This is a genomic window from Butyrivibrio sp. (assembly GCF_017433805.1).
Taxonomy (GTDB): domain Bacteria; phylum Bacillota; class Clostridia; order Lachnospirales; family Lachnospiraceae; genus Butyrivibrio.
Genome location: NZ_JAFRGN010000013.1, coordinates 1 through 23830, shown reverse-complemented (window position 1 = coordinate 23830; position 23830 = coordinate 1). Strand labels below are relative to the sequence as shown.

Here is a 23830-nt window from a genome sequence, read left to right as displayed (position 1 = left end):
TGCTCATCCCTCCAGATCTTTTCCAAACCAGTTCTCTATTGCATACATTGCATATACGAGAATGGTAACTACGATGAACATTATGATCGCTGCTGCAGAAAGCTTCTGATAATCCAGCGAAGCAAAGGTATTATTCATAAAGTGCTGCAAAAGATATAGTGTCTGATACGGATAATCTCCTGTCATCAGATAAACCTCCCTGAAAACCTTGAAGGAACTGATGAGTGACATTATCGCTACAAATAATATTGTCGAAGACATATATCTTACTTTGACGATCCAGAAAACCTGGAATTTGTTGGCATTCTCAAGAGCCGCTACCTCCAAGAGGTCCTTGGGAATACTGGCAAGAGCTGACATAAAAAGGATCATGTTATAACCAAGATTCTTCCATAGAAAAAGAGCTACGATTACGATGTAGGCCTTATCCGATTTAAGCCAGTCTATTCTGCCACCGCCAAACACAGAGACAATATTATTAACTATACCATTCTGATGAAACATAACCTGCCAAATCAGAACAACTGAGGCTGTAGGAACCATCAGAGGGCTTAAGAAAAATGTCCTGAAATAGCTCTTAAAAGGGATTCTCGACTCCATAACAGCTGCCAGAAAAAGAGACAGCAAAACGGCCAGCGGAACAGCCATAAGTGAAAAAATAAAAGTATTGGAACCCGCCTGCTGAAAGGCTGCATTTTTCCAAACATTGACATAGTTACGAAATCCTACAAATTCCTTCTGAATAGGGTTATTTATAAGTGAATAATAAATAACTACCATAAATGGTGCCACAAAAAATAATGTGACACCGATGAGTGAAGGCAGAAGAAAAAGCCAGGAAACCAGCTTTTTCTTCTGTAGTGCTGAAAGCTTATGTAAAGAACGATTATTGCGTATCTGTGTAAACAAAATCGGGTACCTTCCCCATTTCAAATGAATAGTATCCAGTGATGGAATGTGCTGTGCTGATATAGCTTCTGGCATTTACAACAATACTAAACTGAGTATTCTGAAGCTCTTTGGATCTGTACCATCTGCTATAGTAATCATTATTGATCACATTTTCCATTATATCCCTAATCTGGTCCTTATCGGTATATACAAATGACTTAGAATCAACATTTGTATCTATCTCTTCCATACTCTGCTTCTCAACATCATATCCAGGATAATAATTTGTCACTTCTATGCTATCGATCATTTCAACGGCAAGCTCGCTATCCATATAGATATCGTATTTCTTTAGAAGTGCTATTGTGTTTGTGTAACACTCATAGACATTAAGAGTGCATGAGCTATAGCCATTATAGGTATTATTGTCATATTCTATCTGGCCTATAGGACTAGTCGTACTTGCCATTTCAAATGTGAAACTAGCTTCTACATCCTTCCTGTATGCATCAGATAACTCAGCGTAAGTAATATCAGATGAAGATAGTCTGTCTCCCGCCGATATATAACTAACTGAACGTGTCTTTGGATTTCGATTATCATAATCCCTCATCATGTCATCATGATAAACTTCGAAGTAACCTTCTCTGTACTCTTTGGAATCAATTATCGCAGAGATTACATTTTCATCTATGTCATAAGGTATCATGATTGTTCTGTAGACTTTTTTACCATTCTTAAGTCTGTACAGAACAGTATCTTGCCATCCAAGATCCTGATAATTTCCTTCGCTGTCGAGCTTTTTCCATTTCTTCTGATTAGCCATTCCAGCTTTTACCAGCTTATTGAAGTTATCAATATCTGTAATATACATATACTCTTCAGGGCTATCCTCAAAGTCTTTATAGCTGTTCTCACGATAGATTCTGTAGCCATAGCCGGTACTAAGAAGTGCGCAGCTCTCTACCTTGGAAGCATCTGGAATATAACTGTCATAACCAACAAGATCGCCACTGAAAATCACAAATATAAGTGAAACAATAGCAAGGGCCATAACGGTCTGAGCCTTACCATTTATGAAGCTTCTGATATTACCATCAAGGATAGCTTCAATAATACATCCACTCAGAATAGTAGCCAGAACCATAATGATAAACATGAATACAAAGAATTTGGTTCCTGTCCATACATATTCGTTCATGCTGTAAAAAATAAATCCGCAGCCAAGTCCGATCACGATACAGGAAACAATCTTAAGGAGCCATCTAAAAGGTCTGTATATAACTGTCTTACTGTTATCCTCCGCCTTTCTGAATCTGCTGAAAACAAGCACAAACACAAATGCTATGATTCCAGTAATAAGAGTATCAAGCTCATATGAAAATACTCGAGACAGGCCCTCCCAGACTGAAGCTACCGTTGTATTATAGATAGACTCCTGACTATAGGTGTAAAGAATTCTAAGTGACATCAACCTGTCGTATATTGGAGAACCTATTATTCCAAAGCCGCCTCTGCTAGCAAATGTGGCAAAAAAGATTGATTTATAAGCAGCAAGTTCATAACCAAATATGCCAGATATTGCTGCAAAAAATGAAAGTACGATCAGTGCAATAAGCATATTGCCACAGAGCATAATTGCCAGAACACTTATGTTATAAACTGTGAAGAACAGAATGATCACTCTGACAAACTCAAGTGCAACTGACAGAAGAACTGCTCCATTAACAGCTCCCATGCATGCTGCAATCAAAAGAGCTATAACATTTACTATAAAGTACATAATAATAAATGTTGAGAAAGCATTAAAATAGTTCTTCCTGATTCGCTCTGCTCTTGTAGTTGGCTGACTTAAGTAAAAGTCAATTTTCTTGGTGTCAAAAAGATAAGCAAAGCCCTGGAAAGCAAAAGCAACAGCAATAGCGACAATAATTAGCCATCCAACCTGATCAAGCCCCATAATTCTCGTAACAGCATTATGCATCTCATGCCGCATATACTCTGTTGTCTGATGATTAACTTTTCCATAGTTGATAGCTCTTGAAACATAAAGTATAGTTCCAAGGATATAGTAAATTGCCATTACAAGAAAGCCAAGAATTGATGACCAAAGCGTTCTTGTAATATATTTTTTATGATTAGATATTCTGTTACTCAAGGATAAATTTGCGTATGTCATACCCAACTACCTCCGTTTCACTGATAAATATCTCCTCAAGGGAAAGTGGCAATACTTCAAAGAATACTGGATTACCTCTCTTAAAGGCTTCTTCCACCTCTTCTCTTTCACCTCTCATTGTAATGGTGTGAAGTCTTCCCCTCTTTTCATGAAGCAGAATATCAAGGCCTTCCAGTGCTCTCTCTTCATCCCCGTCTGTAGCAAACACGCACTGAACTTTCTGCATCCTGAGCTTCATATCACTGAGGTCCTCAGAAAGAATAACTCCGCCCTGATGTAACAGGCCGATATGATCGCATATATCCTCAAGCTCTCTAAGGTTATGTGAAGCGATAACCGGTGTAAGTCCTCTGTCTGCCATCTCAGCTGCAAACAAACTCTTAACTCCCTGTCTTACTACAGGGTCAAGGCCATCAAAGGTCTCATCGCAGAGCAGATACTTGGTTCCAGCGCATATTCCAAGAAGAATTGAAACCTGCTTCTTCATGCCCTTGGAAAAAGAGCTGATCCTACGCTTAATATCAAGGCCAAAACCGCCGCACAGCTTAAAGAATCTGAGCTTATCAAACTTATCATAGATTTCTTCATAGTAATCAGCCATCTCTTCCGGAGTACTGTTAGGAAGAAAATACTGATCATCAGAAATATAGAATATGTCTTTTTTGACATCAGGATTATCATAAACTGGCCTGTTGTCTACGCAGACAATACCCTTATCAGGCTTAATGATGCCTGAAATAATTCTCAGAATCGTACTCTTACCTGCACCATTTGTTCCAACAAGGCCAAACACTTCACCATCTCTTATAGACAATGAAACACGATTGACTGCCTTGATGTCGTCAAATGATTTGTATAACTCTAGTAACTCAATCATGCCAAGCCTCCCTTTAATACTCTTTTCTTGATCTCTGTAATCAGTTCCTCGATAGGAATACCGATGTCCTCAGCTTCCATGAATAGTTTGGTGATGGCTTCAATAAGCTCATTCTTCTTATTGTCCATCATTGAGGCATTTCCTTTTACAAAGTTCCCCCTGCCCTTGACTGTATAGATGAAGCCCTGACGTTCAAGCTCTGCATAAGCCTTCTGTACAGTGTTAGGGTTCGTAGAAAGTTCCATAGCAAGGCTTCTAACTGACGGCATCTGTTCATCTGCCTGCAAAATACCTTTGTACATCTGTAACTTGAAATTCTCTACAATCTGTTCGTAGATAGGTCTACTGTCCTGATAATCAATTAGGTTCATATCATCCCCACCATAAATACGCAACTGTCTACAGTTACAAAAAACTATTGTTACATTCTATGCTGACTGACCAGGTGTATATTAACTGTACTAGCATTACTAATACACTTATACAATACTACCACGAGCCCTATTATTCAAGCCCTTTATTTTGTATCTGGTATTTTTTTACTGGAAGACAATAAAAAATCATCAAGGATCTGCATTCAAATCCTTGATGACCTCAAGTACTTATTAGTTTTTGAAGCTGTGAACAGGTGCAGGAATTCTGCCACCTCTATTAACAAAGGCATCACAGGCGAACTGGTTAACCGGCATAATTGGTGCATAGCCAAGAAGGCCACCAAACTCAACAGTCTCGCCTACTCCCTTACCAATTACAGGTATAAGCCTAACTGCCGTTGTCTTCTGGTTGATCATACCAATTGCCATCTCATCGGCGATGATACCAGCAATTGTAGTATCCTTGGTATCTCCAGGAATAGCTATCATATCAAGACCAACTGAACATACACAGGTCATAGCTTCAAGCTTTTCAAGTGTAAGAGCTCCAGCCTCTACTGCATTGATCATACCCTGATCTTCACTTACAGGAATGAAAGCACCTGACAATCCTCCAACATAGGAAGAAGCCATAACACCGCCCTTTTTAACCTGATCATTTAAAAGAGCAAGTGCTGCTGTTGTTCCAGGTGCACCAGCGTGCTCAACGCCAATCTCATGAAGAATGTCAGCTACGCTATCACCAATAGCAGGTGTAGGTGCAAGTGAGAGATCAATGATACCAAATGGAACTCCAAGTCTCTTGGAAGCCTCGCCAGCAACAAGTTGTCCTACTCTTGTAACCTTAAACGCAGTCTTCTTGATGGTCTCGCAGAGAACCTCAAAGCTCTCTCCTCTAACCTTCTCAAGAGCTGTCTTAACTACGCCAGGGCCGGATACACCGACATTGATGATCTTATCCGCTTCTGTAACACCATGGAAAGCACCTGCCATAAATGGATTATCATCAGGTGCATTACAGAAGATTACAAGCTTAGCACAGCCAAGCGAGTCATTTTCCTTGGTAGCTTCTGCAGTCTCTTTTACAATTGAGCCCATAAGCCTTACAGCGTCCATGTTGATACCAGTCTTGGTGGAGCCCACATTGATTGATGAGCATACAACATCTGTTGTAGAAAGAGCCAGTGGAATTGACTCGATAAGGAGCTTATCTGCAGGTGTCATTCCCTTGCTAACAAGAGCTGAATAACCCCCTATGAAGTTAACTCCAACTTTTTTGGCAACCTTATCAAGAGTCTGAGCAATGCTTGCAAAGTCCTCTTTGGTCTTGCAGGCAGCGCCTCCTACAAGAGCTATAGGTGTTACAGATATTCTCTTATTAACAATAGGAATACCAAATTCCCTTGATATCTGTTCGCCTGTAGCAACCAGGTCCTTGGCTGCCTCGTAGATCTTGTTGTAAATATTCTTATTAAGCTGATCTAAATCAGTACTGATACAATCGAGAAGACTGATACCAAGAGTAATAGTCCTGACATCCAGGTTCTCTTTTTCAATCATCTCATTGGTTTCTACTACTTCATTAACATTAATCATAACTGGTCTCCTAATACGCAAACGACTCTGCAACACCATGCAGATACATGGTGCTACAGAGTCGAATTATTAAATTCTATGCATAGAGTCAAAGATTTCTTCCCTCTGACACTTGATAACAACGCCAATACTCTTGCCAAGTTCATCCAGATCATCCGCAACAGCGTTAAACTCCTTGGATGTGCCAGCCATATCAACGATCATCATCATATTAAAATAGCCACTTACGATAGTCTGAGAAATATCAAGAATGTTAATGCCTGCATCAGCCAGATATGTACATACCTTGGCAATAATACCCACTGTATCCTTACCAACAACTGTGATAATAGTCTTGTTCATATACTCCTCCCACGTGTGCGTCATTAGTTAAAAAAATACCAATATATTACTCAAATGTCAATTACAAAAATGAATGCCTCAGAAAGATAAAATCGGTGATAATTCAGACCTGTTGGCAACCATGAGCCTGAAGTCACTGGCATGATATGGATTATCGTTCATATCAATCTCAACACGAACCGTCTCATAAGCAAGCTCAGGAAGATTGTTTTCCTTGGATAAGTGACCAAGGAATATACCCTGCATTTTATCATTTAAAAGCTTGCAAAGAAGTTCTCCGCTCTTCTCATTTGATAAGTGACCGGAATCGCCAAGGATACGCCTTTTAAGCTGATATGGATAAGGTCCCGTCTGTAGCATCCTTATGTCATGATTAGCCTCCAAAAGAAGCGCATCACAGTCCTTAAGAGCCTCAACAGTATAATCTGTGTAGCAGCCAAGGTCAGTTGCTACCCCAATCTTCTTATCCCCGCAGAAAACCCTGTACCCACAAGGCTCGTTGGCATCATGGGATATTGTCATAGGATTGATTCTCATATCTCCCACTGATACTTCCTTGTCTACAGTAACCGGAATAAATGTAGAATCTACCATCTCGCATTTCTTATCGCTATTTCTGATGCCTGCTATAGTACCGTTTGTTGCATAAATAGGTATATCAAACTTCTTAAGAATTGTATGAAGAGCTGCAATATGATCAACATGCTCATGTGTAACAAAGATTGCGCTTATATCACTAAGACCAAGATCTAATCCTCTTAGCCCCTCTTCAATTCTTTTCTTGCTAACACCTGCGTCTATCAAAATGTGTGTATTATCTGAACCTATATAAGTACAGTTACCACTACTACCACTTGCAATACTTGTAAATCTCATTAAAAAACTCCAAACTAAACTTTTTTCTTAATAGCTAATCATTAGCACAAAGTAAATTATAGCATAAAAACAGCTATCATCCATTGCTGAATGATAGCTGATATTTCATGATGTTTTCCAATATACTTCGATCTTGTCCCCTTCGCTTATAGGCTGCATGTAATCAGGTGTTCCACCATTTAAGGTAGTAACGATTGCCCTTCCATTTGGTTTGGACAGATCAAAGTCTATAGCATCAAATATGTCTACAAAGATGTAATCAGCCTTTCCATGAAGAGTTGTAGGCTCATTGTTGACCACCACATGAAGATCGTGAGCCAGAATATTTCTGATTGGCTCCTGAGGCTTGTCGTAGGCCTCTCCCTCTGCATCAGTAGCCTCATCTCCACTTGGAAGATCGTCAAAGCTAAGCTGTCCGTCCTTTCCTTCTACAATCTTGACATTATCTTCGCTCTCGTAGGCTTCTTCATTCTCCAGCTTAATAGCTTCTTCGTCAGCATCAGGGAAATCCTCATAATAATCCATGATCATCTCTTCCTGATCCTTGAACTCCACCTTAAAGTTCTCGTAAACAGGAGTATTGGCATCACCGCGCTCATTATTAACGATAATAACTGTATCTTCTGTAATGGTGATATCCATAAGCTCAGCAATCTGAGCTGCAGTATTATAATCAAGTACCTTGACCTCGTCTCCAGGCTGAATGCTATAGAATCCAGTCTGTGCCTCACCATTAACAGTCGCATATCTGGATGCTTCTACACTCTTACCATTTACATTGACGCTGAACTTGGTCTTAAATTCAGGAATACTCTCGATAGTAGCCTTACCTGGTTCACCAGCTGTAGAAGGCTTAACATTAATTATATCGTTGGCATGAATCTTACTATGAATATCAGCAGGCTTACCATTAAGAGAAATAACAGCAGCTTCTCCAGGCTCACCACGAGATGTTCTCTCCTTGCCATTTACAGTAAACTTAAGCTCTTCGCCTCTCTTTGGGAAAAGATCTTCATTAGGAAATGCCACCTGCATAGCAGCATCTACAATCTGAAGCTTACCATTGTCATAGAGCTTGGTCTGTGTTCCATTAAAGGAAACAAAGATAAAGTTGTTGGCTTCTTCATAGTAGCTAAAGCAGATACCAAGCGGTGTAACAAGAAGTGAGTCTCGTTCAATACCATCATTATTAAGGAAGGTAATGCCCTTCATTACTTCCTCGCCTCGAAGAGCTACTCTCTCTTCAGCAATTCCCATCTCCTTGGCAATTGCCTCTGTGTAGCCTGGAACGCATCCGCCACCACCAACTACGAATACAGCACTAACAGGATTATCGCCATTGAGCTTCTTGATCTCTTCAACAGCCTTCTGAGCCATCATCTGAACCTGTGGCTCAATTATCTTGCCAATCTCCTTGGCAGTAATGACCTTATCAAGGCCCATGATATCAACATATTTAACTTCATCCTGATGGCTTGCCTTGATCTTGATCTCGTCGGCTGTATTAAAGTCTACAAGACATTTCTTGGTAATAATCTCAGTAATATCATCACCAGCTATAGGAAGCATACCATAAGCTGTAATTGATCCATCATCTGTTACGCAGATATCGGATGTACCGGCACCTACGTCAACAAGTGCAAGATTCAGCATCCTGAATCTGTCTGGAATAGCAACCATCATGGCTGCAATAGGCTCGAGAGTTAAGTTCGCAACATTAAGACCTGCTCTCTCACATGCCTTATAAAGTCCGTCTACACAGTCATCTGGAAGGAAGGTTGCAATCAGCTCAACGCTAACCTTACCAGCATTATGTCCCTCAAGATTAGCTATCTGATAGCCATCCAGGAAGTAATGCATTACTGAATATCCAACCAGATAGAATTTAAGCCCGGAACTGTTCTCTGAAAGGAACTGAGAATAAGCCTTCTCAACCGCAGAGGAATCCAGATTGTAGATATCTTCATCTGTAATCTCGTGTTCATCAGGATATTCATAGTCATACATGATCCTGACAGTTTTGAGCACACGACCAGCTGCAGCAATACATACATCTGTCAGATGAATGTCTGTCTGCTGTTCCAGCTTTTCTTTGACTATGCGGATTGTCATGCCAACCTTGCCGATGTCGTGAATCTGTCCATCCAGCATGGCTCTGGTCTGATGCTTCTCAACCGCCTGAGCAATTACATTGAACTGCCCATCCTTCATGTACCCAACAGTACCTACAACGCTTCTTGTTCCAATATCAAGTCCAAAAACAACCTTCTGATCAACTTGCTCTAAACTAGGCATACTATAGTCCCCTCAATACTAATTGTGTTACCTGTTATCTAGTCTCAAATTCTGATAGTCTTTGGTCGATTTGAGCTGCAGCATCCTGCAAGCTCCCACTGTTGTCGATCACAAACTGGCAATGCTCCCTGAAGGAGGCATCATCCAGCTGCTTTTCCAGGATACTCGTTATCTTCTCATCAGAATATCCTCTTGAGTCCCGAAGCCTCTGCCTTCTGACATCCTCTGATGCATATACATACCAGAGTTCATCAGTTATTTTGTCGTAGCCATTCTCTATCAAAAGAGCTGCCTCAACAAAAACGAAGTCAAGTTCCCCGCGAGCCTTCTCGTCCTCTATAATATTAATAATAAATGTATTTACTGCAGGATGCAAAATATTATTAACATTTTTTAGCATATTTTTATTATTGAATATAGCCAAAGCCATCTTGCCTCTGTCTATTTCGCCGTCGTCCCCCAGAATATCCTCTCCAAGCAGTTCTACAAGCTGATTGTAAGCTGGATATCCCTTCTTTTTGATGTCATTGGCAACATCATCCGACAAAATGATCCGACAGTTATAATGCTCACCTATATACCCAAGGACAGTGCTCTTCCCCGCACCAACTCCTCCGGTTATGCCTATTATATTTGTCTTACCGGGATGAATTTCTCCCATTTGCGCTCTCCATCTATATTATTCCTGTAATCAGGTGATCACTTGGCCTCGTACCAGTCTGTTCCTGTATGACACTCTGCAAGAAGCGGAACAGAAAGATCAGCCGCCCTCTCCATCTCCTGTGTCAAAAGAGCTGTAACCTTCTCTACTTCATCCGGAGCTGTCTCAATAACAAGCTCATCGTGGATCTGCAGGATAAGCCTTGATAAAAGCTGTTCTTTTTTAAGCCTGAAATACACATTTATCATGGCAATCTTCATGATGTCAGCAGCTGTTCCCTGAATTGGAGCGTTCATGGCAACTCTTTCGCCAAACTGCCTCAAATTGAAGTTGCTAGCCTTAAGCTCTGGAATAGGCCTGCGTCTTCCAAACATTGTAAGAGAATAGCCTTTTTCTTTGGCATCTGAGATAACTCTGTCCTGATATGCCTTAACTCCTGGATAAGTCTCAAAATACTTATCCATGTACTCCTTAGCCTCTTTTACAGAGATAGACAGATCCTGTGAAAGGCCAAAAGAGCTGATTCCATATACAATTCCAAAGTTAACTGCCTTGGCATTACGTCTCTGGAGAGGTGTTACCTCCTCAAAAGGAACGTGGACTACCTTGGAAGCAGTAATTCCGTGAATATCCTTACCCTCATGATATGCTGCTATAAGCTCCTGATCCTCAGACATATGTGCCAGGATACGAAGCTCAATCTGTGAATAGTCTGCATCTGCAAACACATAGCCATCCTTAGGAACAAATACCTTACGGATAAGCCTTCCCAGCTCAGTTCTCATAGGAATATTCTGAAGGTTAGGCTCTGTTGAGCTGATACGGCCAGTAGCTGTAATTGTCTGATTAAAGCTTGTATGAATCCTGTTATCTTCCTCGATGTAGGCAGCAAGTCCATCAGCGTAGGTTGACTTTAATTTGGCAAGGCCTCTGTACTCCAGAATATCTGCAACTATTGGATAGTCCGGAGCAAGCTTTTCAAGAACATCTGCTGCTGTTGAATATCCTGACTTGGTCTTCTTTTCAGCAGGAAATCCCAACTTTTCAAATAATATCTCTCCAAGCTGCTTGGGAGAATTGATATTAAACTCTACTCCGGCAGCATCATATATAGCTTTTTCAAGCTCTGTGATCCTTACCTGTAGCTTATCTCCATAAGCCTTAAGTTCTTCTCTTCTGGCAATGATACCCTCTTTTTCCATGGAAAAAAGCACATAGGAAAGAGGCATCTCAATATTGTAAAAGAGCTCCTCCATCTGGAGCTTCTCAAGTTTCTTTCTGATAAGTGGTGTAGCCTTAAGACATACAAAAGCACACTTACAAGCATATTGGAATACAGTCTTTTCTTCTGCTTCTCTTATGCTCTTCTTACCAAAAAGATCAGCCTTTTTCTCAAGGGTAAGACTCAGATACTCCTTGGCTACGTCAAATACCTCGTAGTCGTTCTTGTTAGGATTAACAAGGTATGCAGCGATCAGATTATCAAAGCATCTTGGCTTATTCTTGTAAGCAGTAGCTTCTGCGCTGCCTTCCTTACTCTCATATCCGTAGTCTCTGTCAGCGATTTCATTAGGAGTAAATACTCTATAGCTTTCCTTGATATCAAAGGTCACAAGGCTTACAGTCTGGCTAAGCTCTGTGAGCTTCTTGCCAAGGTAATCTGCGGTAATGAAGTTCTCAACGGGGATATATACTGCCTCATTTTCATCAAAGCAGATAGCCAGTCCCAGAATATCTTTATACTTGGAATCACCTGCAGCTACGGTATCTGTAAGGAAATAGTAAGCTACATAGTTAGTTACTTCCTTTGCTCCATATTCTGCAGCGCTTCTGAAAATTCCTTCAACCTCATTAAGGTCAGCTGTGGACTTCATTGTAAGGTTGAATGAAGGCGCTGCCTTAACCTGCCCATTTGGAGATAAAACCGAAAGCTTATCCGAAAATGAATTAAGAACTGTATCATTAACAGCAAAAGAAAATCCATTCTCTGTATCTCTTGCATCTCCAGCAGCCTCTTTTACCAAAGTGCTAAGAAGCTCTATCTGATCTACAACTGCGCCAACTTTCTCAGAAGCATCAGTACATACAACATCAACCTCTCTGGCATTTTCATTTCTGATAGTGCCGATCAGTTTAAAAAGCGCACCATAAGCACCGCTTACAACTCTTCCCTCAGAGTCAGTAAATACGGGTATGCTATAGTACGCACCACTTACATATTCATCTAAATTAACAATTATCTTATCCAAAGCAAAATTCCCCAGGTTTATAAATATTTATCCTATTGTCAGTGCAAGAACAACCGTAGCTGCAGCAAGTGCTACAACCAATAGCTCCAGAACTATACTGGCCATAAAAAGATATCTCCTGCCATTTAGTTTCTTTCTGGCATCTCGCAAAAGGCCATCAAGCTCTGCCTTGAGGTTAAAAGTATTACCATCCTCAAGTCTCTGCATTCCGACCTTGACCAGAAATTGTATTGTCAGCTCCTCTTTGCACTCAGGACATGTCTCTATGTGGTTTAAGAAATCGGCCAGCTGCCGATTATCGAGGTCATCATCCAAAAATAGCGCTATGACCTTATCTGCATCTTTACATGTCATATTTTCCACCAAATATTGTATATAAATATTGGATTTAAATATATAATCCTACAACATATAGGATACAATAAATCCCAGTAAATTAAAAGAAAAAAAGACTATCTTCCGAGGTTATCAGAAGATAGTCTTATATGTTTTATCAATTAGTTCTTGTGCTCTTCGATGCCCTTAAGGATCTTCTTTTCGTTGTAGCTAAAGAAGATAACTGCGCCGATAAAGCATGTGATGAAAGCAAATACAGCTGTTGTTCTGTAGCTCTCTGGAGTCTTGGAAACAGTAAGTGATGTGAATACTACCATTGCAAGAGCCTGTCCCATCTTGAACGCAAAGGTACGAGCTGCAAAGAACATACCACTTCTATCCTCTCCTGTCTCAAGTCTTGTAAGCTCTGCTACGTCAGCAACGCAAGCCTGAGGAAGGATACCAAGAATAGCCATAGGAACAGCTGCTGTTACAGCAACGATGAATCCCCAGTGAATACCCTGTCCACAAATAGCTGTGATAGCAAATACTACGCTGTAAGCAAAGAATCCAACAATGATAAGACTCTTTTTGCCAATCTTCTTGGCAAGGATGTTAACTACAGGATAGAGACATACGCTGATAAATGTCATTGTAGCTGTAAGTGTAAATGTCATTGTATCAGGAATTCCCATGAGCTTAGTCTCATAGAAAGCAAGTCCTGTCTGGAAAAGTGTAAGAGCGAAGAAATAAATAACATCGCTGTATACAAAGTGTCTGAACTGTACATTTGAAAATGTTCTGATAAGAGAAGCAAAAGGCTTGGTCTCACTTGGCTTGGAGTCAATGTAATCTCTCTCCTTGATGTAGAATGCTGGGAACAGCATTGCAAGGCAAGCGACTGTAGCCATGATTGCTACTGCAAATCTGATTGAGTTCTGCTGACCTACAGATGGCTCAAGTGCGCCAGCTACGTTAGGAAGCAGGAATGAAATACTCTGTCCAACAATGAATGTGAATGAAATGTATGTTGAAACATTGATTCTGTGCTGCTGTGTATCACCAAGCTCAGCGATAAGTGCATTGTAAGGTGTGCAGAACATTGTCATGAACAGATAGAATACCATCAGAAGAACGAATAACAATGTGTCATTAAGTCTGATGTTCATTGTCTGAGGTACAGTAAACAGTGCAATTGTACAAAGAGCAAAAGGAACAGCCATAGCACGCATGAATGGGATTCTTCTGCCGCCCTTGTAATTACTTCTGTCTGACCAGCCAGCGATAAGAGGATCTGTGATAGCATCAAAGATTCTTCCTGCTGCAAGTACAAGTCCGAAAAGTGTCAGTTTGAATAAAATAGGTTCCTGTGTAATACCTGAAGCGAAAAGTCCTGTGTTAGGGTTCTGTGCGTCAGGGCTTCCAGTGTAGTAATACACCATCCAGTTAGATACTACTCCAGACAGAAGACTCCATCCGAACTGTCCAAGAGCAAAGACCCATAAAAGTCCATTTGTGATTGGTTTAAGTGTTTTCTTTTGTTCCATTTCTTAGTTTTCCTCCTTAAGCTTCATAGCAAGCTCTACTACTTTCTTCGCCCCGTCATAGATTCCCATATTCTTATTGAGAATAATTGATTCACACATCTCATCCAGAAGTCTTGTGTTAAGGAACTGATCAAGCATCTGAATAGTATGTGGAATGTCTCTGCACTCGAGTGTTCCATCTCCGATCTCAGCAGAATGGATTGCCCCCCACATCTCGTGCTTACCAACTCTCTTGATGAAGAGCTTAGGAACTGGATAGAAAGCAAGTTCACTAGGCTTAGTAACCAGTACGTCGCAGCTTCTCATAAGAAGGTTAGTTGTATATACTGCCTCAAAGATATCCTTGTGATAGAAACCATGGATACCTGTGATTTCCTCGTTAGGATCAAGTGCCTTCTCAGTAAAGGCAAGTGTATCCTCCCAATTATCCATATGCTCTGTCTTAAGAGCAGCCATGTCAGGAATTTCAAAAACAAGCTGATCCCAGACATTTCTGTAATCACCAACATTCACATATAACATAGCCTTGTTTTCCTTGATATAAGGAATAAGGTATTTGATGATCTCAGCAAAGATTTCCTTCTGAGCACCAGCTCCACCAATTGTGAGAAGGAAACGCATTGGCTTGCAGTTCTTCTTACGGTTAAGTCTTGCCTCGCAGTCTTTCTCGATGTTGCTGACAAGCTCGTAATCAATGTAATGACCTGTATAAACAAGTGATTCCTGTGGCATTGGGTTACATACATTTTTCTTGTTCATACCATTAAGGATACGATATCCCATGTATGCATTCTTGCACTGAATAGTATGAAGACTACCTTCAGAAAGGTGAAGTGCCATTGGCCAGTTATCAGGGATTGCATTAACAACATGCTTCATGCCTGCGTGGATAGCTGCCTGTGCAGGCCATACGTGAGTTGCAATTACAGGTATATCCTTAGGCACATTCTTGTAAACAGGTGCCATAAGTTCTGCGTTCTTCTGATCCTTGGCATTATATGTAAGTGATCTGAATCCTTCGTAGTTAGTAGGCTCCCATACAAGCTTATTAAAAATAGGATTCTTGGAAAGTCTTGATCCAAGTGAATATAGATCATTCTGATGACCAATAACCTTGGTACATGTGGTCTCCGGATATGAATTAAGATCCATCCAATATGGTGTATAGCCTAAATGTCTGGCATAAGATGCCATTGCCATTGAAATTCTATAGTGGCCAAAGCCCATTCTGATATTACCTACGATAATACCCTTACTGGTGTCCATCTCTCCCTCTGATGAACCAGCAGAACTTACTACAACATTCTTTACACCAAGCAAAGGTCCTATTACCTTGTTGTCTGTAACCTTAATCTTGTAATCTGTAGCAGAATCATCGCCAAATTTCTTGATATAGCTCTTCTTGGACTTAAGAGCACTCTTATAATCCTTATCGCTTATCTTGTTACCAAAAATGATCTTTGATTTATCCATTATAGCCTCTTTTCGTTCTGCCATCAGATAATATAGAAAAAAGTATTATCGCTCTGGCCAAGTAAATATTTTTGGAAACGCATAATTATATTTTTAGTTTCCGTTTAAATAATAGCATTTTGCGCACAAAAACATCAAGAAACGCTTTTTACAAAATTCGTTTCCCGCTTTTGTGCATTTTTACTTAGAAAATTTTCAGACTACTGAAATAATGGATAGTTCTCTTTTAGATGCTAAATCAATAAATTCCATTCCACACTTGATCACAGGTCTGGATAGGTGATCCGGGTTGATAAATATAATATCACCTGACTTACCATTGCTCAAAAGAACCCTGTTAGAAATAAAAGTATTAACTATATTAGTAAGAAATGTCATTATGACATGAGGATCAAATTTACCGATGCCTTCTTTTTCGAAGTTCTCAATAACAGTAAATGGGCAGATTGCGTCCCTGTATTCTCTCTTAGAAGTCATCTCATCATACACGTTTGCTACAGTAACTATAGATGCTATAGGATCAATCTTGTCATTCTTAAGAGCAAGCGGATATCCGGAACCATCTCTCATCTCATGGTGCATGAGAACACAGTTTTTAATATGAACATCAATGTCTTTTCCCTTGATAAGCTCATATCCCTTGACAACATGATCCTTCATGGCCTTCTGTTCATATTCTGTAAGAGGAGTAGTCTTGTTGATAAGCTCAGATGGCATAAGCATTTTGCCTATATCATGAATAAGTCCGCCTGCTGTAGCAAGCTGTATCTCATCATTAGAAAGTCTCATCCAGGTTGCGATCGTGTTACTTATAAGTGAAACATTAAGTGAATGCATATAAACAGCATCACTATTATCCCTAAGATTATGAAGCATATCAAAGATGCCTGAGGTTCCACCAGCTTCTACAAAAAGATTATAAACAGGCTCTGTAAGCTTATCTATATCCAGAGGCATAGTATCATTAGCTATCATCCTGAAGGACTCTTCAAGCCTTTCTGCGTTTTCCTCAATATGCTGCTTAAACTTAATAAACTCCTCTGTCTGCCTAAGCTTTTCTGCATAAGAAAGCTCACCCTTAGGAGTTTGCTTATTGGGTGCTACAGCCTTTTTCTGATCTTCTACAAAAATGTTATAAAGAGAATGAGCCTTAACACGGGCAATATCCTTTTCCTCAAGGACAGTGCCTTTAGGCAGAACCAAACGATCGTCTATGGTATAGATATTTTCAGATACAACCATTCCTGGTTCCAGTTTATCAACAGATACCAGTTTCATGCGTTTTCCCCGTTATTATTATAAGCGTACACAAACAATATTACGCATATATTATACCACTAAAATGGCTATTTTGTGCAGATTACAGAAAAAAGCAACATTCTTTATAAATATACAATTTTATTTCAAAACTGATTGCAAAATATGAATTTTATTTTCACTATATTTCGTTAATTTTGACGAATATTTTTTCTCCTAAAAACAAGATGTTGTGCTTATTTATGATAAATGTATAGAATTTGTGAATTGGGTTAAAACCATAAACAATTTGTGCTATAACAGTAAAGCACTAAACAATACGACTAGCAAATGAGGAGACATTAAAAATGGCTAACAGAGCTGATTTAATCAATCAACTTGCCGCATCCATGGGGGCAGGATCATTATCACCAACAAAATACGTGGACAATAGATATGATTCAGAAACAGGAACTCTTTACTGTAACGGGAAAGTATCAAAGAGTGTTGCTGATGTTTCACTTAAGCACTTCACACTTATGAAAGCCAGATGTAAAGGTGATTCACTTGAAGCAAGACAGATGGCTGATATCTATCAGTGTGCTATAGAAGCAATCAAGATAATGCAGGATCCAGATGTTAAGGCATTTCTTGAGACACGCGATGCAAACAAAGCTGCAGGCTAATTTTAATTAAAACTATTGAACATAGATAGTATCTGTGTTATATTAAATAAGCTGTTCGTCACATGGCGAACAGCTTATATATTTCTTATCTGCCGGCATGTCGGAATGGCAGACGATGCAGACTCAAAATCTGTTGTGGGTAACCACGTGTGGGTTCAAGTCCCACTGCCGGCACTGCTCTTAGCTATTTAGCTAAGAGCTTTTTTGTTCTCTTTAAAAAGATAATAGGCAAGAACATGTATTGATTGCTTAAAATCACCGCCGTGAATTCTTTTAACAAGTTCTTCCTCTGGAAGGCGCTTAACATACAAGAATTCCGTGTCATCAAGCTCCTGTTCTGTAACCTTTTTGCAGTTTGTAGCAGCATAGATATGTACTCTGCTATTTGACAAGGTTGCATGGGCAGGAAGTGTCAGAAGATGCTTCCAGTTATCAGAAACGTATCCTGTCTCTTCCTGAAGCTCTCTTCTTGCAGCCTCAAAGGCCTCATCCTCAGTAGCAATGATGTTATCTCTTGTGATGTAAGGAACATCGCTCTTATCCTTAAACTCTATTCCGCCAGCTGGGAACTCAGTAGTAATCTCATCTATGCCATGTCTATACTGTCTAACGCAGATAAAATCTCCATTTTCATCTGTTGCTACTACAACAGCAAAGCTGTGCTTGGAATAGTTATATACAGGTCCGATTACCTCCCCATTTGGAAGCTCATAGTCGCACTTCCGGAAATCAATCCAGGCGTCCTGACAAACATGCTCTACATTAACTTCTCTCCAGCCAAGGCTCTCATTTTTGATGAGTCTTCTCATCTCGTGATCAGAAATCCTGATGATTCCGCCATGTCTTTTCTTACGTAGGCCAAGGTCATACTCATCTTCTGGCAGTACCTCAAAAACGCCGCTCTCAAGCTTATCTGTTAAAAGAGGCATATATCCGCTGTTTGTAGCATATCTATCTACAATAAGACACCATTTATGCTGATTTTCAAGGTAGTATGCTTCAGGTCCCTCTACTCCAAAGGTCTCAGAAAGAGTCTTGGAATATACATCCTCAAATGGCCCGTTAACAAGATCCTTACTCTTTTCAAGAATAATAACCTTATTGGTCTCATCCTTGGAGAATCTGTAGTAATAGCCATCCTCCCAGACGATATCGGTGTCTATAACGTTAGTATCTCTTTCTATGTATTTAAACGCAGGTGTAAACTCTCTGAAATCCTTGGTAAAAGAACCATAGATGCGCTGCTTAGCCTGCTCCTCTCCTTCTTCTTTTACATTAGAGGCCCAGAATACAAACCATGCTTGTCTTTCTCTACAATAAACAGCTTCAGGAGCCCATACGCAGCCAGCGCCTTCTACTCCTACTTCGATAAGTCTCTCATCTGTCCAGTTAATTAGATCTTCTGACTCCCAGACAAAAAGTGACCTGCTTCCTCTATTAGCTGCTCTGTCCCAGTCTCCATCTGATGTATTAAGGTCAGTAGCAATGATGAAGTATTTCTTTTCATTCTCATCATAGACAATAAATGGATCTCTGATGCCTTTAGAGCCCAGCTCTGTCTTAACAATCGGCTTCTTGCCACCAATATCTCTAAAGTGAAGGCCATCCTCACTTACAGCAAAATAAATGCTCTCAGAATCCTTCTCTCCACTTGTAAAATGTACAAATAAATATGCCATATTCCCTCCGTGTGGTTACTCAAACTCAATCCACATTATATTATTCTCAAGACTTCCGTTCTCGATACCTATTTCCTTGTAGCAGTCCATAAGCCGCTCCTCATCCTTAAAATGAAGACCGCAGTCAGATGGGAAGTTGGTCTTGCCGCACTGCATAAGCTTCTCGTCCAAAACCACCATTTTCTTATTGGCAGTTATTTCATCAAGCAGATCTTCTGAATTGTCGGACAGCGATATCATAACGCTCTTCTGCGCTGCGTAGTCATAGTCGTCAACAATCAGTTTCATGCTAAATAATGGCCCATTCTTGCCATTATGCTTCATAAGTGAACTATCATCACTTAAAAGATATATTTCCTTGAGTACATGGGTCTCTGAATCAAAAACATATACAGCTCTGGTAGGTTCTATAACATTACCCACAAGTGAATTGGCAGCCTTCACTATATGACTGATATCTCCTGTTACAACCACCTGATAGGCAACAGTATCCGGATACATTCCATTGCTCTTATTCTTACTCTCAAAACTTAGATTACAGTTGCTGACATCAGGAAAAAGAATTGTCTCGATATCAGGGTTAGTGATTCCCTCTGATCCGCACCAGCCATCCTTATCAAACTTGCGAAAATCCCTGGTATCGATCTTACCTTCGCTGCATCTGTAGATATATCTCCAGTTCACGCCTTCTGTACCGTCATTGGTAAGATTACTGATATCCACATTCAGGTTACTTAAGTAATTATCCCTGTCGGTGTAATCCCTGGAATACCTGATCTCGGCCTTCCTGGTCTCAAAGCCTGTAGAATACATCTTGAAACCAAGTACACTACCTGTGATATCTATATGACCAGCATACTCAAGCGTTTCATTGGACTGTTCAAAGAGCTGCTGCGGATTAAAGTCTCCTGTATCATCTGTCAATACAGGCTCCGTGTATTCATACTCCAGCTCGCGATTATCATCAACAATAGAATAGATTACTCCGCTAAGCGTCCCCACCAGTATGACAGCAACTATAATTCCCAAAACTTTATTACTACTATTCATCCCCGTTAAAGTATTATCTCCACTTATTAATATCATCCTTTTCAATGATGACCATCAAAAGATTGTCCTCACTAAGCTTTCTGTTAGGATCTACATAAGCCCAGTTGCCGCCCATACTCTTAATACCAGCAACGTTCATGTTGTATTTCTGACGAAGATTAAGTTCAATGAGATTCTTTCCTATCCAGGCCTTCTTGGGCTGAAGTTCGATCATGCAAAGATTCTCATCAATCTCGATATAATCATGAATATACTGTGATGTAAGTATTCTGGCAGAGCGAACGCCACCTTCCTCCTCAGGACAGATGATCTTATCAACTCCAACTCTGTCAAGAATCTTCTTCATTCTGTCTGTAGAAGCCTTGGCAATAACTAAAGGAACACCCTTTTCCTTGGAAATTGAAACACAAAGGATACTTGCTGAGAGATTGCCTCCCATACAGGTTATAACTATGTCATAGTTCTGAAGTCCAAGAGCCAAAACCTCATCCTCATTATCAAGGTTGGCGCATACAGCAGATGTAACCTTGGGAGAAATATCTCTAATAAGGTTCTCATTTTTGTCTACTACAAGGACATCCTCTCCCAGGTCATAAAGAGTCTGTGCAAGACTCATACCATATTTTCCAAGTCCAAGAACTGCTATTGATTTTTTCATATTCACACACCCTTCTCAGCCGACATAGAAAATGCCTTCTGAATAGTTTAATTTATTAGCTTCTGTACTACTGCGTGAGAAGAACGCAACCAGTGAAATAGGTCCGATTCTTCCAAGATACATCGCAATTATTACTATCACACGTCCATAAGAATTAAGCGAAGGCGTAAGTCCTCTTGAAAGACCTACTGTTCCGCAGGCACTTACTATTTCAAAAAGCGCATCCTCCATTGGAACCGGGTTTACTAATAATAACAATATAGACATTATAAATATCGCAACCACTCCTACAAAAGCTACAGCTGAAGCTTTTCTCATGGATTCCTCAGATACTCTTTTGTTAAAAATGATCTTGGCATCCTGATGACGTACATAGGATCTGAGGTTCATGATAAGAAGAAACATGGTAACTGTCTTGATACCGCCGGCTGTTCCTATTGGAGAGCCTCCAATAAACATGAGAATATATGACACAAGGCATGATGGAAGCGTCAACTTATCCTGCGGAATTGTGGTAAATCCGGCAGTTCTAAGTGTAACCGACTGGAACAAGCTGTTCACAAGCTTACTGCCAATCCCCATATTTCCTATGGTGTCAGGGTTGTTATATTCAAATAACAGGAAAATCAGCATTCCCCCAAATAAAAGAGCAAAGGAAAAACTAAGTACCAGCTTGGTATGCTCTGATAATCTCTCAAATACAGTTATTGGAGAAAAGCGCTTTTTAAATCCCTCTTTTGTCCTGTCCATTACATCAAACCAAACGACAAAGCCTATACCACCAAGAATGATAAGCAGCATTGTCACCGTCATGACCATGGGGTTATCTCTGTAATTGCCCATACTGTTAGGGCCAATTACATCCATTCCTGCATTGCAGAAAGCAGAAACTGAATTAAATACCGCGCTCCATATGCCTTTTTTAACACCAAATTCAGGAATAAATACAGTGGCATATAATACTGCTCCAATTCCCTCAACCAGAAATGTTCCCTTCAGCATCTTTACAAGAAAAGATAAAAGCTTGGAATTAGTATTAAGATTAAATGCATCCTGAAGGAGCATTCTGTCTGTAAGTGAGAATTTTCTCCTGGTGAGAACCATAAGCATTGAAGCGACTGTTATCATTCCAAGGCCGCCTATCTGAACCAGAATAAGGATGATGAGCTGTCCCACAAAACTCCAGTGCATGTAAGTATCTACTACCACAAGGCCCGTTACACAGACAGAGGTTGTAGCTGTAAAAAGAGCTGTCAAAAAAGGTGTTGGCTGCCCTGTAGCCGAAGCAATAGGAAGCATCAAAAGAAGTGCACCAACAATGATTGCAATTAAAAAGCTGGCCGGAATAATCTGTACCGGAGACAGCTTAACATTTAACTTTTTCATACCACTAATACCACTTATCCCATTTATTATTCATATCATGACATTAAAAACAGCGAAGAGGCAATAAACGCTCTTCGCTGCTTATTACTACGTCTTGCGACTATAGTATATCACATTATCTTTTCTTATAGACCCATTACTTCTCCGTAGATCATGACTGCATTTCTGACACACTCTTCGCATGGACATAATGGCTTGCCATCTGTAACTGTCTTAAGCTCCTTACATTTGATTGAGCCACATCTATCGCAGAATGCCTCCTGTATCTGTCTTGTTTTACTAAGCGTTCCCTGTCCCTGTGTCTTAAGACCTGCAACCATTCCGGCACCAATAAGTGCGCCACAGGTTGCTTCCATATTTCCCATTCCTGCACAGAAGCCAGCGGAAATCTGCCTTAGCTGCTCCTCTGGCAGGTCTGTCTGATCAGCAAGGGCAACTGTTACAGACTGTGCACAGTTGTACATGCCTGATGTTTTCATGTCTACTGCCTTTTGAGCTCTTTCTTCTAATGTCATTTTTTCTCCATACCTTTCTTTGCCTTGATAGTGCATATTCCCTGAGTCATTGTACCCATTGGGCAGAATGAACACCAGGTACGTTCCTTGTACAAAACCATAACTATAAGACCTATAAGGGTTGATGTCAGCATAAGGCTATAGAATCCAAAGCCAAACTGAGCAACCCAGTCCGGAAATACACTTCCATTATACGCCCATTGCCATGGCACTTTAAATGTCCAAAATAACTTAATAGCTTTTCTAAGGGATTCTGCTCCTGAGAACACCAGATATGTCTGGAATATCATAGTTCCAAACATTGTCATAAAAAATGTTAAGAATCCATACCTGAACCACTTGGATGACAACCACTTAGGAGCCTGTTTTCTCCTGGAGCACTTCATATTCCTTCCAAGTACCCAGAAAAGCTGACCTCTTCCGCACATGTGATTACAAAACCACTTATTACCGCCAACTATAGCAAATATTAGTGGCAGGATAAAATCTATAAGTCCCAGCCATGCAAAAAGGATATTAAAAAATCCCAATGCAAAATAAATAATTGACCATATCCATAAATAGTCGTACCAATGGCTTTTCTTTTTAGCTGTTTTCATTTCCCTGCATCCTCCAAATCCTGAACTCTGATAGATCCTGCAGGGCACGCCTTCTCGCATATGCCACAGCCAACGCACTTAGAAATATCTACAACTGCATAGCAGCCCCTGTAGATATCTATTGCCTGTCGTGGACACTGTAATGCGCAGACTCCGCAGGCAACACATCTCTTAATGTCATTAGCTGCCTTTTTCATTTGAATAATCTCTCTATACTTTCTTATATATTTTGCACAAAAGAACCAGTATTTAAGCCCTATGTGCAATTGGTTAATAAGTTACAAACAATGATAAGCAATAAATAATGGGCGAAAACTATGTCATTTCAGGTACAATGCATATGTGT

22 protein-coding genes and 1 tRNA gene are annotated in these 23830 nt (G+C 40.2%); 2 read left to right on the top strand and 21 right to left on the bottom strand.

Annotated features, from left to right (window positions below; translation table 11 throughout):
* Positions 1-3: 3 nt before the first annotated feature.
* From IJI01_RS03510 to IJI01_RS03445, 14 genes are all read right to left on the bottom strand, one after another.
* Complete coding sequence (locus IJI01_RS03510; RefSeq protein WP_292185940.1) at positions 4-909, bottom strand: carbohydrate ABC transporter permease; 906 nt, start codon at positions 907-909, stop codon at positions 4-6.
* Positions 887-3070 (bottom strand): DUF6449 domain-containing protein, encoded by a 2184-nt coding sequence (locus IJI01_RS03505; protein ID WP_292185937.1) that lies wholly within the window; start codon positions 3068-3070, stop codon positions 887-889. The genes IJI01_RS03510 and IJI01_RS03505 overlap by 23 nt, the downstream gene beginning before the upstream one ends.
* Positions 3042-3947, bottom strand: coding sequence for an ABC transporter ATP-binding protein (locus tag IJI01_RS03500; RefSeq protein ID WP_292185935.1), 906 nt, complete (start codon positions 3945-3947; stop codon positions 3042-3044). Before IJI01_RS03500 ends, IJI01_RS03505 begins: the two co-directional genes overlap by 29 nt.
* Positions 3944-4318: a GntR family transcriptional regulator gene (locus IJI01_RS03495; RefSeq protein ID WP_292185932.1), complete on the bottom strand. Its 375-nt coding sequence runs from the start codon at positions 4316-4318 to the stop codon at positions 3944-3946. The genes IJI01_RS03500 and IJI01_RS03495 overlap by 4 nt, the downstream gene beginning before the upstream one ends.
* Before the next feature lie 234 nt (positions 4319-4552).
* Positions 4553-5917, bottom strand: a complete 1365-nt coding sequence (locus tag IJI01_RS03490; protein WP_292185927.1) for a PFL family protein — start codon at positions 5915-5917, stop codon at positions 4553-4555.
* 69 nt (positions 5918-5986) lie between these two features.
* Positions 5987-6259, bottom strand: coding sequence for an ACT domain-containing protein (locus tag IJI01_RS03485; RefSeq protein WP_292185924.1), 273 nt, complete (start codon positions 6257-6259; stop codon positions 5987-5989).
* 78 nt (positions 6260-6337) lie between these two features.
* Complete coding sequence (locus tag IJI01_RS03480; protein ID WP_292185921.1) at positions 6338-7135, bottom strand: MBL fold metallo-hydrolase; 798 nt, start codon at positions 7133-7135, stop codon at positions 6338-6340.
* Between the two features lie 105 nt (positions 7136-7240).
* The gene (locus IJI01_RS03475) at positions 7241-9430 is read right to left on the bottom strand and encodes a cell division protein FtsA (RefSeq protein ID WP_292185919.1); all 2190 of its coding nucleotides are present in this window, start codon (positions 9428-9430) and stop codon (positions 7241-7243) included.
* A gap of 34 nt (positions 9431-9464) precedes the next feature.
* A complete protein-coding gene (coaE, locus tag IJI01_RS03470; protein WP_292185917.1) occupies positions 9465-10091 on the bottom strand; it encodes a dephospho-CoA kinase in 627 nt (208 codons plus the stop codon).
* A 38-nt stretch (positions 10092-10129) separates the two neighbouring features.
* Positions 10130-12340, bottom strand: a complete 2211-nt coding sequence (gene polA / locus IJI01_RS03465) for a DNA polymerase I (protein ID WP_292185915.1) — start codon at positions 12338-12340, stop codon at positions 10130-10132.
* Between the two features lie 27 nt (positions 12341-12367).
* A complete protein-coding gene (locus IJI01_RS03460) occupies positions 12368-12694 on the bottom strand; it encodes an anti-sigma factor family protein (protein ID WP_292185912.1) in 327 nt (108 codons plus the stop codon).
* A 143-nt stretch (positions 12695-12837) separates the two neighbouring features.
* Entirely contained in the window at positions 12838-14202 is a 1365-nt protein-coding gene (locus tag IJI01_RS03455; protein WP_292185909.1) for an MFS transporter, read from the bottom strand.
* A gap of 3 nt (positions 14203-14205) precedes the next feature.
* Positions 14206-15675 (bottom strand): DUF6937 domain-containing protein, encoded by a 1470-nt coding sequence (locus IJI01_RS03450; RefSeq protein ID WP_292185906.1) that lies wholly within the window; start codon positions 15673-15675, stop codon positions 14206-14208.
* A gap of 195 nt (positions 15676-15870) precedes the next feature.
* Complete coding sequence (locus IJI01_RS03445; protein ID WP_292185904.1) at positions 15871-16953, bottom strand: HD-GYP domain-containing protein; 1083 nt, start codon at positions 16951-16953, stop codon at positions 15871-15873.
* Positions 16954-17279: 326 nt separating this feature from the next.
* Between IJI01_RS03445 and IJI01_RS03440 the strand changes: the two genes are divergently transcribed.
* Positions 17280-17597 (top strand): hypothetical protein, encoded by a 318-nt coding sequence (locus tag IJI01_RS03440; RefSeq protein WP_292185901.1) that lies wholly within the window; start codon positions 17280-17282, stop codon positions 17595-17597.
* Between the two features lie 91 nt (positions 17598-17688).
* A tRNA-Leu gene (locus tag IJI01_RS03435) sits at positions 17689-17771 on the top strand.
* A 14-nt stretch (positions 17772-17785) separates the two neighbouring features.
* Here IJI01_RS03435 and IJI01_RS03430 read toward each other — a convergent pair.
* From IJI01_RS03430 to IJI01_RS03400, 7 genes are all read right to left on the bottom strand, one after another.
* Entirely contained in the window at positions 17786-19276 is a 1491-nt protein-coding gene (locus IJI01_RS03430) for an NUDIX domain-containing protein (RefSeq protein WP_292185899.1), read from the bottom strand.
* Positions 19277-19291: 15 nt separating this feature from the next.
* Complete coding sequence (locus IJI01_RS03425) at positions 19292-20326, bottom strand: hypothetical protein (protein ID WP_292185896.1); 1035 nt, start codon at positions 20324-20326, stop codon at positions 19292-19294.
* A gap of 13 nt (positions 20327-20339) precedes the next feature.
* The gene (locus IJI01_RS03420; protein ID WP_292185893.1) at positions 20340-20984 is read right to left on the bottom strand and encodes a potassium channel family protein; all 645 of its coding nucleotides are present in this window, start codon (positions 20982-20984) and stop codon (positions 20340-20342) included.
* A gap of 15 nt (positions 20985-20999) precedes the next feature.
* Positions 21000-22370 (bottom strand): TrkH family potassium uptake protein, encoded by a 1371-nt coding sequence (locus IJI01_RS03415; protein ID WP_292185890.1) that lies wholly within the window; start codon positions 22368-22370, stop codon positions 21000-21002.
* Positions 22371-22495: 125 nt separating this feature from the next.
* Positions 22496-22885, bottom strand: a complete 390-nt coding sequence (locus IJI01_RS03410) for a C-GCAxxG-C-C family protein (RefSeq protein ID WP_292185887.1) — start codon at positions 22883-22885, stop codon at positions 22496-22498.
* Positions 22882-23484 (bottom strand): 4Fe-4S binding protein, encoded by a 603-nt coding sequence (locus tag IJI01_RS03405; RefSeq protein ID WP_292185884.1) that lies wholly within the window; start codon positions 23482-23484, stop codon positions 22882-22884. Before IJI01_RS03405 ends, IJI01_RS03410 begins: the two co-directional genes overlap by 4 nt.
* Positions 23481-23681 carry a 4Fe-4S binding protein gene (locus IJI01_RS03400; protein WP_292185881.1) on the bottom strand — a complete coding sequence of 67 codons (201 nt, stop codon included), beginning with the start codon at positions 23679-23681 and terminating at the stop codon, positions 23481-23483. Before IJI01_RS03400 ends, IJI01_RS03405 begins: the two co-directional genes overlap by 4 nt.
* Between the last annotated feature and the right edge of the window lie 149 nt (positions 23682-23830).

Coding starts and splice junctions, on each gene's coding strand:
- IJI01_RS03480 (WP_292185921.1), bottom strand. CDS start 7,135: ATGAGATTTACAAGTATTGCAAGTGGTAGTAGTGGTAACTGTACTTAT.
- IJI01_RS03430 (WP_292185899.1), bottom strand. CDS start 19,276: ATGGCATATTTATTTGTACATTTTACAAGTGGAGAGAAGGATTCTGAG.
- IJI01_RS03485 (WP_292185924.1), bottom strand. CDS start 6,259: ATGAACAAGACTATTATCACAGTTGTTGGTAAGGATACAGTGGGTATT.
- IJI01_RS03460 (WP_292185912.1), bottom strand. CDS start 12,694: ATGACATGTAAAGATGCAGATAAGGTCATAGCGCTATTTTTGGATGAT.
- IJI01_RS03495 (WP_292185932.1), bottom strand. CDS start 4,318: ATGAACCTAATTGATTATCAGGACAGTAGACCTATCTACGAACAGATT.
- IJI01_RS03410 (WP_292185887.1), bottom strand. CDS start 22,885: ATGACATTAGAAGAAAGAGCTCAAAAGGCAGTAGACATGAAAACATCA.
- IJI01_RS03490 (WP_292185927.1), bottom strand. CDS start 5,917: ATGATTAATGTTAATGAAGTAGTAGAAACCAATGAGATGATTGAAAAA.
- IJI01_RS03450 (WP_292185906.1), bottom strand. CDS start 15,675: ATGGATAAATCAAAGATCATTTTTGGTAACAAGATAAGCGATAAGGAT.
- IJI01_RS03415 (WP_292185890.1), bottom strand. CDS start 22,370: ATGAAAAAGTTAAATGTTAAGCTGTCTCCGGTACAGATTATTCCGGCC.
- IJI01_RS03420 (WP_292185893.1), bottom strand. CDS start 20,984: ATGAAAAAATCAATAGCAGTTCTTGGACTTGGAAAATATGGTATGAGT.
- IJI01_RS03405 (WP_292185884.1), bottom strand. CDS start 23,484: ATGAAAACAGCTAAAAAGAAAAGCCATTGGTACGACTATTTATGGATA.
- IJI01_RS03455 (WP_292185909.1), bottom strand. CDS start 14,202: ATGGAACAAAAGAAAACACTTAAACCAATCACAAATGGACTTTTATGG.
- IJI01_RS03500 (WP_292185935.1), bottom strand. CDS start 3,947: ATGATTGAGTTACTAGAGTTATACAAATCATTTGACGACATCAAGGCA.
- IJI01_RS03505 (WP_292185937.1), bottom strand. CDS start 3,070: ATGACATACGCAAATTTATCCTTGAGTAACAGAATATCTAATCATAAA.
- IJI01_RS03425 (WP_292185896.1), bottom strand. CDS start 20,326: ATGAATAGTAGTAATAAAGTTTTGGGAATTATAGTTGCTGTCATACTG.
- IJI01_RS03475 (WP_292185919.1), bottom strand. CDS start 9,430: ATGCCTAGTTTAGAGCAAGTTGATCAGAAGGTTGTTTTTGGACTTGAT.
- IJI01_RS03445 (WP_292185904.1), bottom strand. CDS start 16,953: ATGAAACTGGTATCTGTTGATAAACTGGAACCAGGAATGGTTGTATCT.
- coaE (WP_292185917.1), bottom strand. CDS start 10,091: ATGGGAGAAATTCATCCCGGTAAGACAAATATAATAGGCATAACCGGA.
- IJI01_RS03440 (WP_292185901.1), top strand. CDS start 17,280: ATGGCTAACAGAGCTGATTTAATCAATCAACTTGCCGCATCCATGGGG.
- IJI01_RS03400 (WP_292185881.1), bottom strand. CDS start 23,681: ATGAAAAAGGCAGCTAATGACATTAAGAGATGTGTTGCCTGCGGAGTC.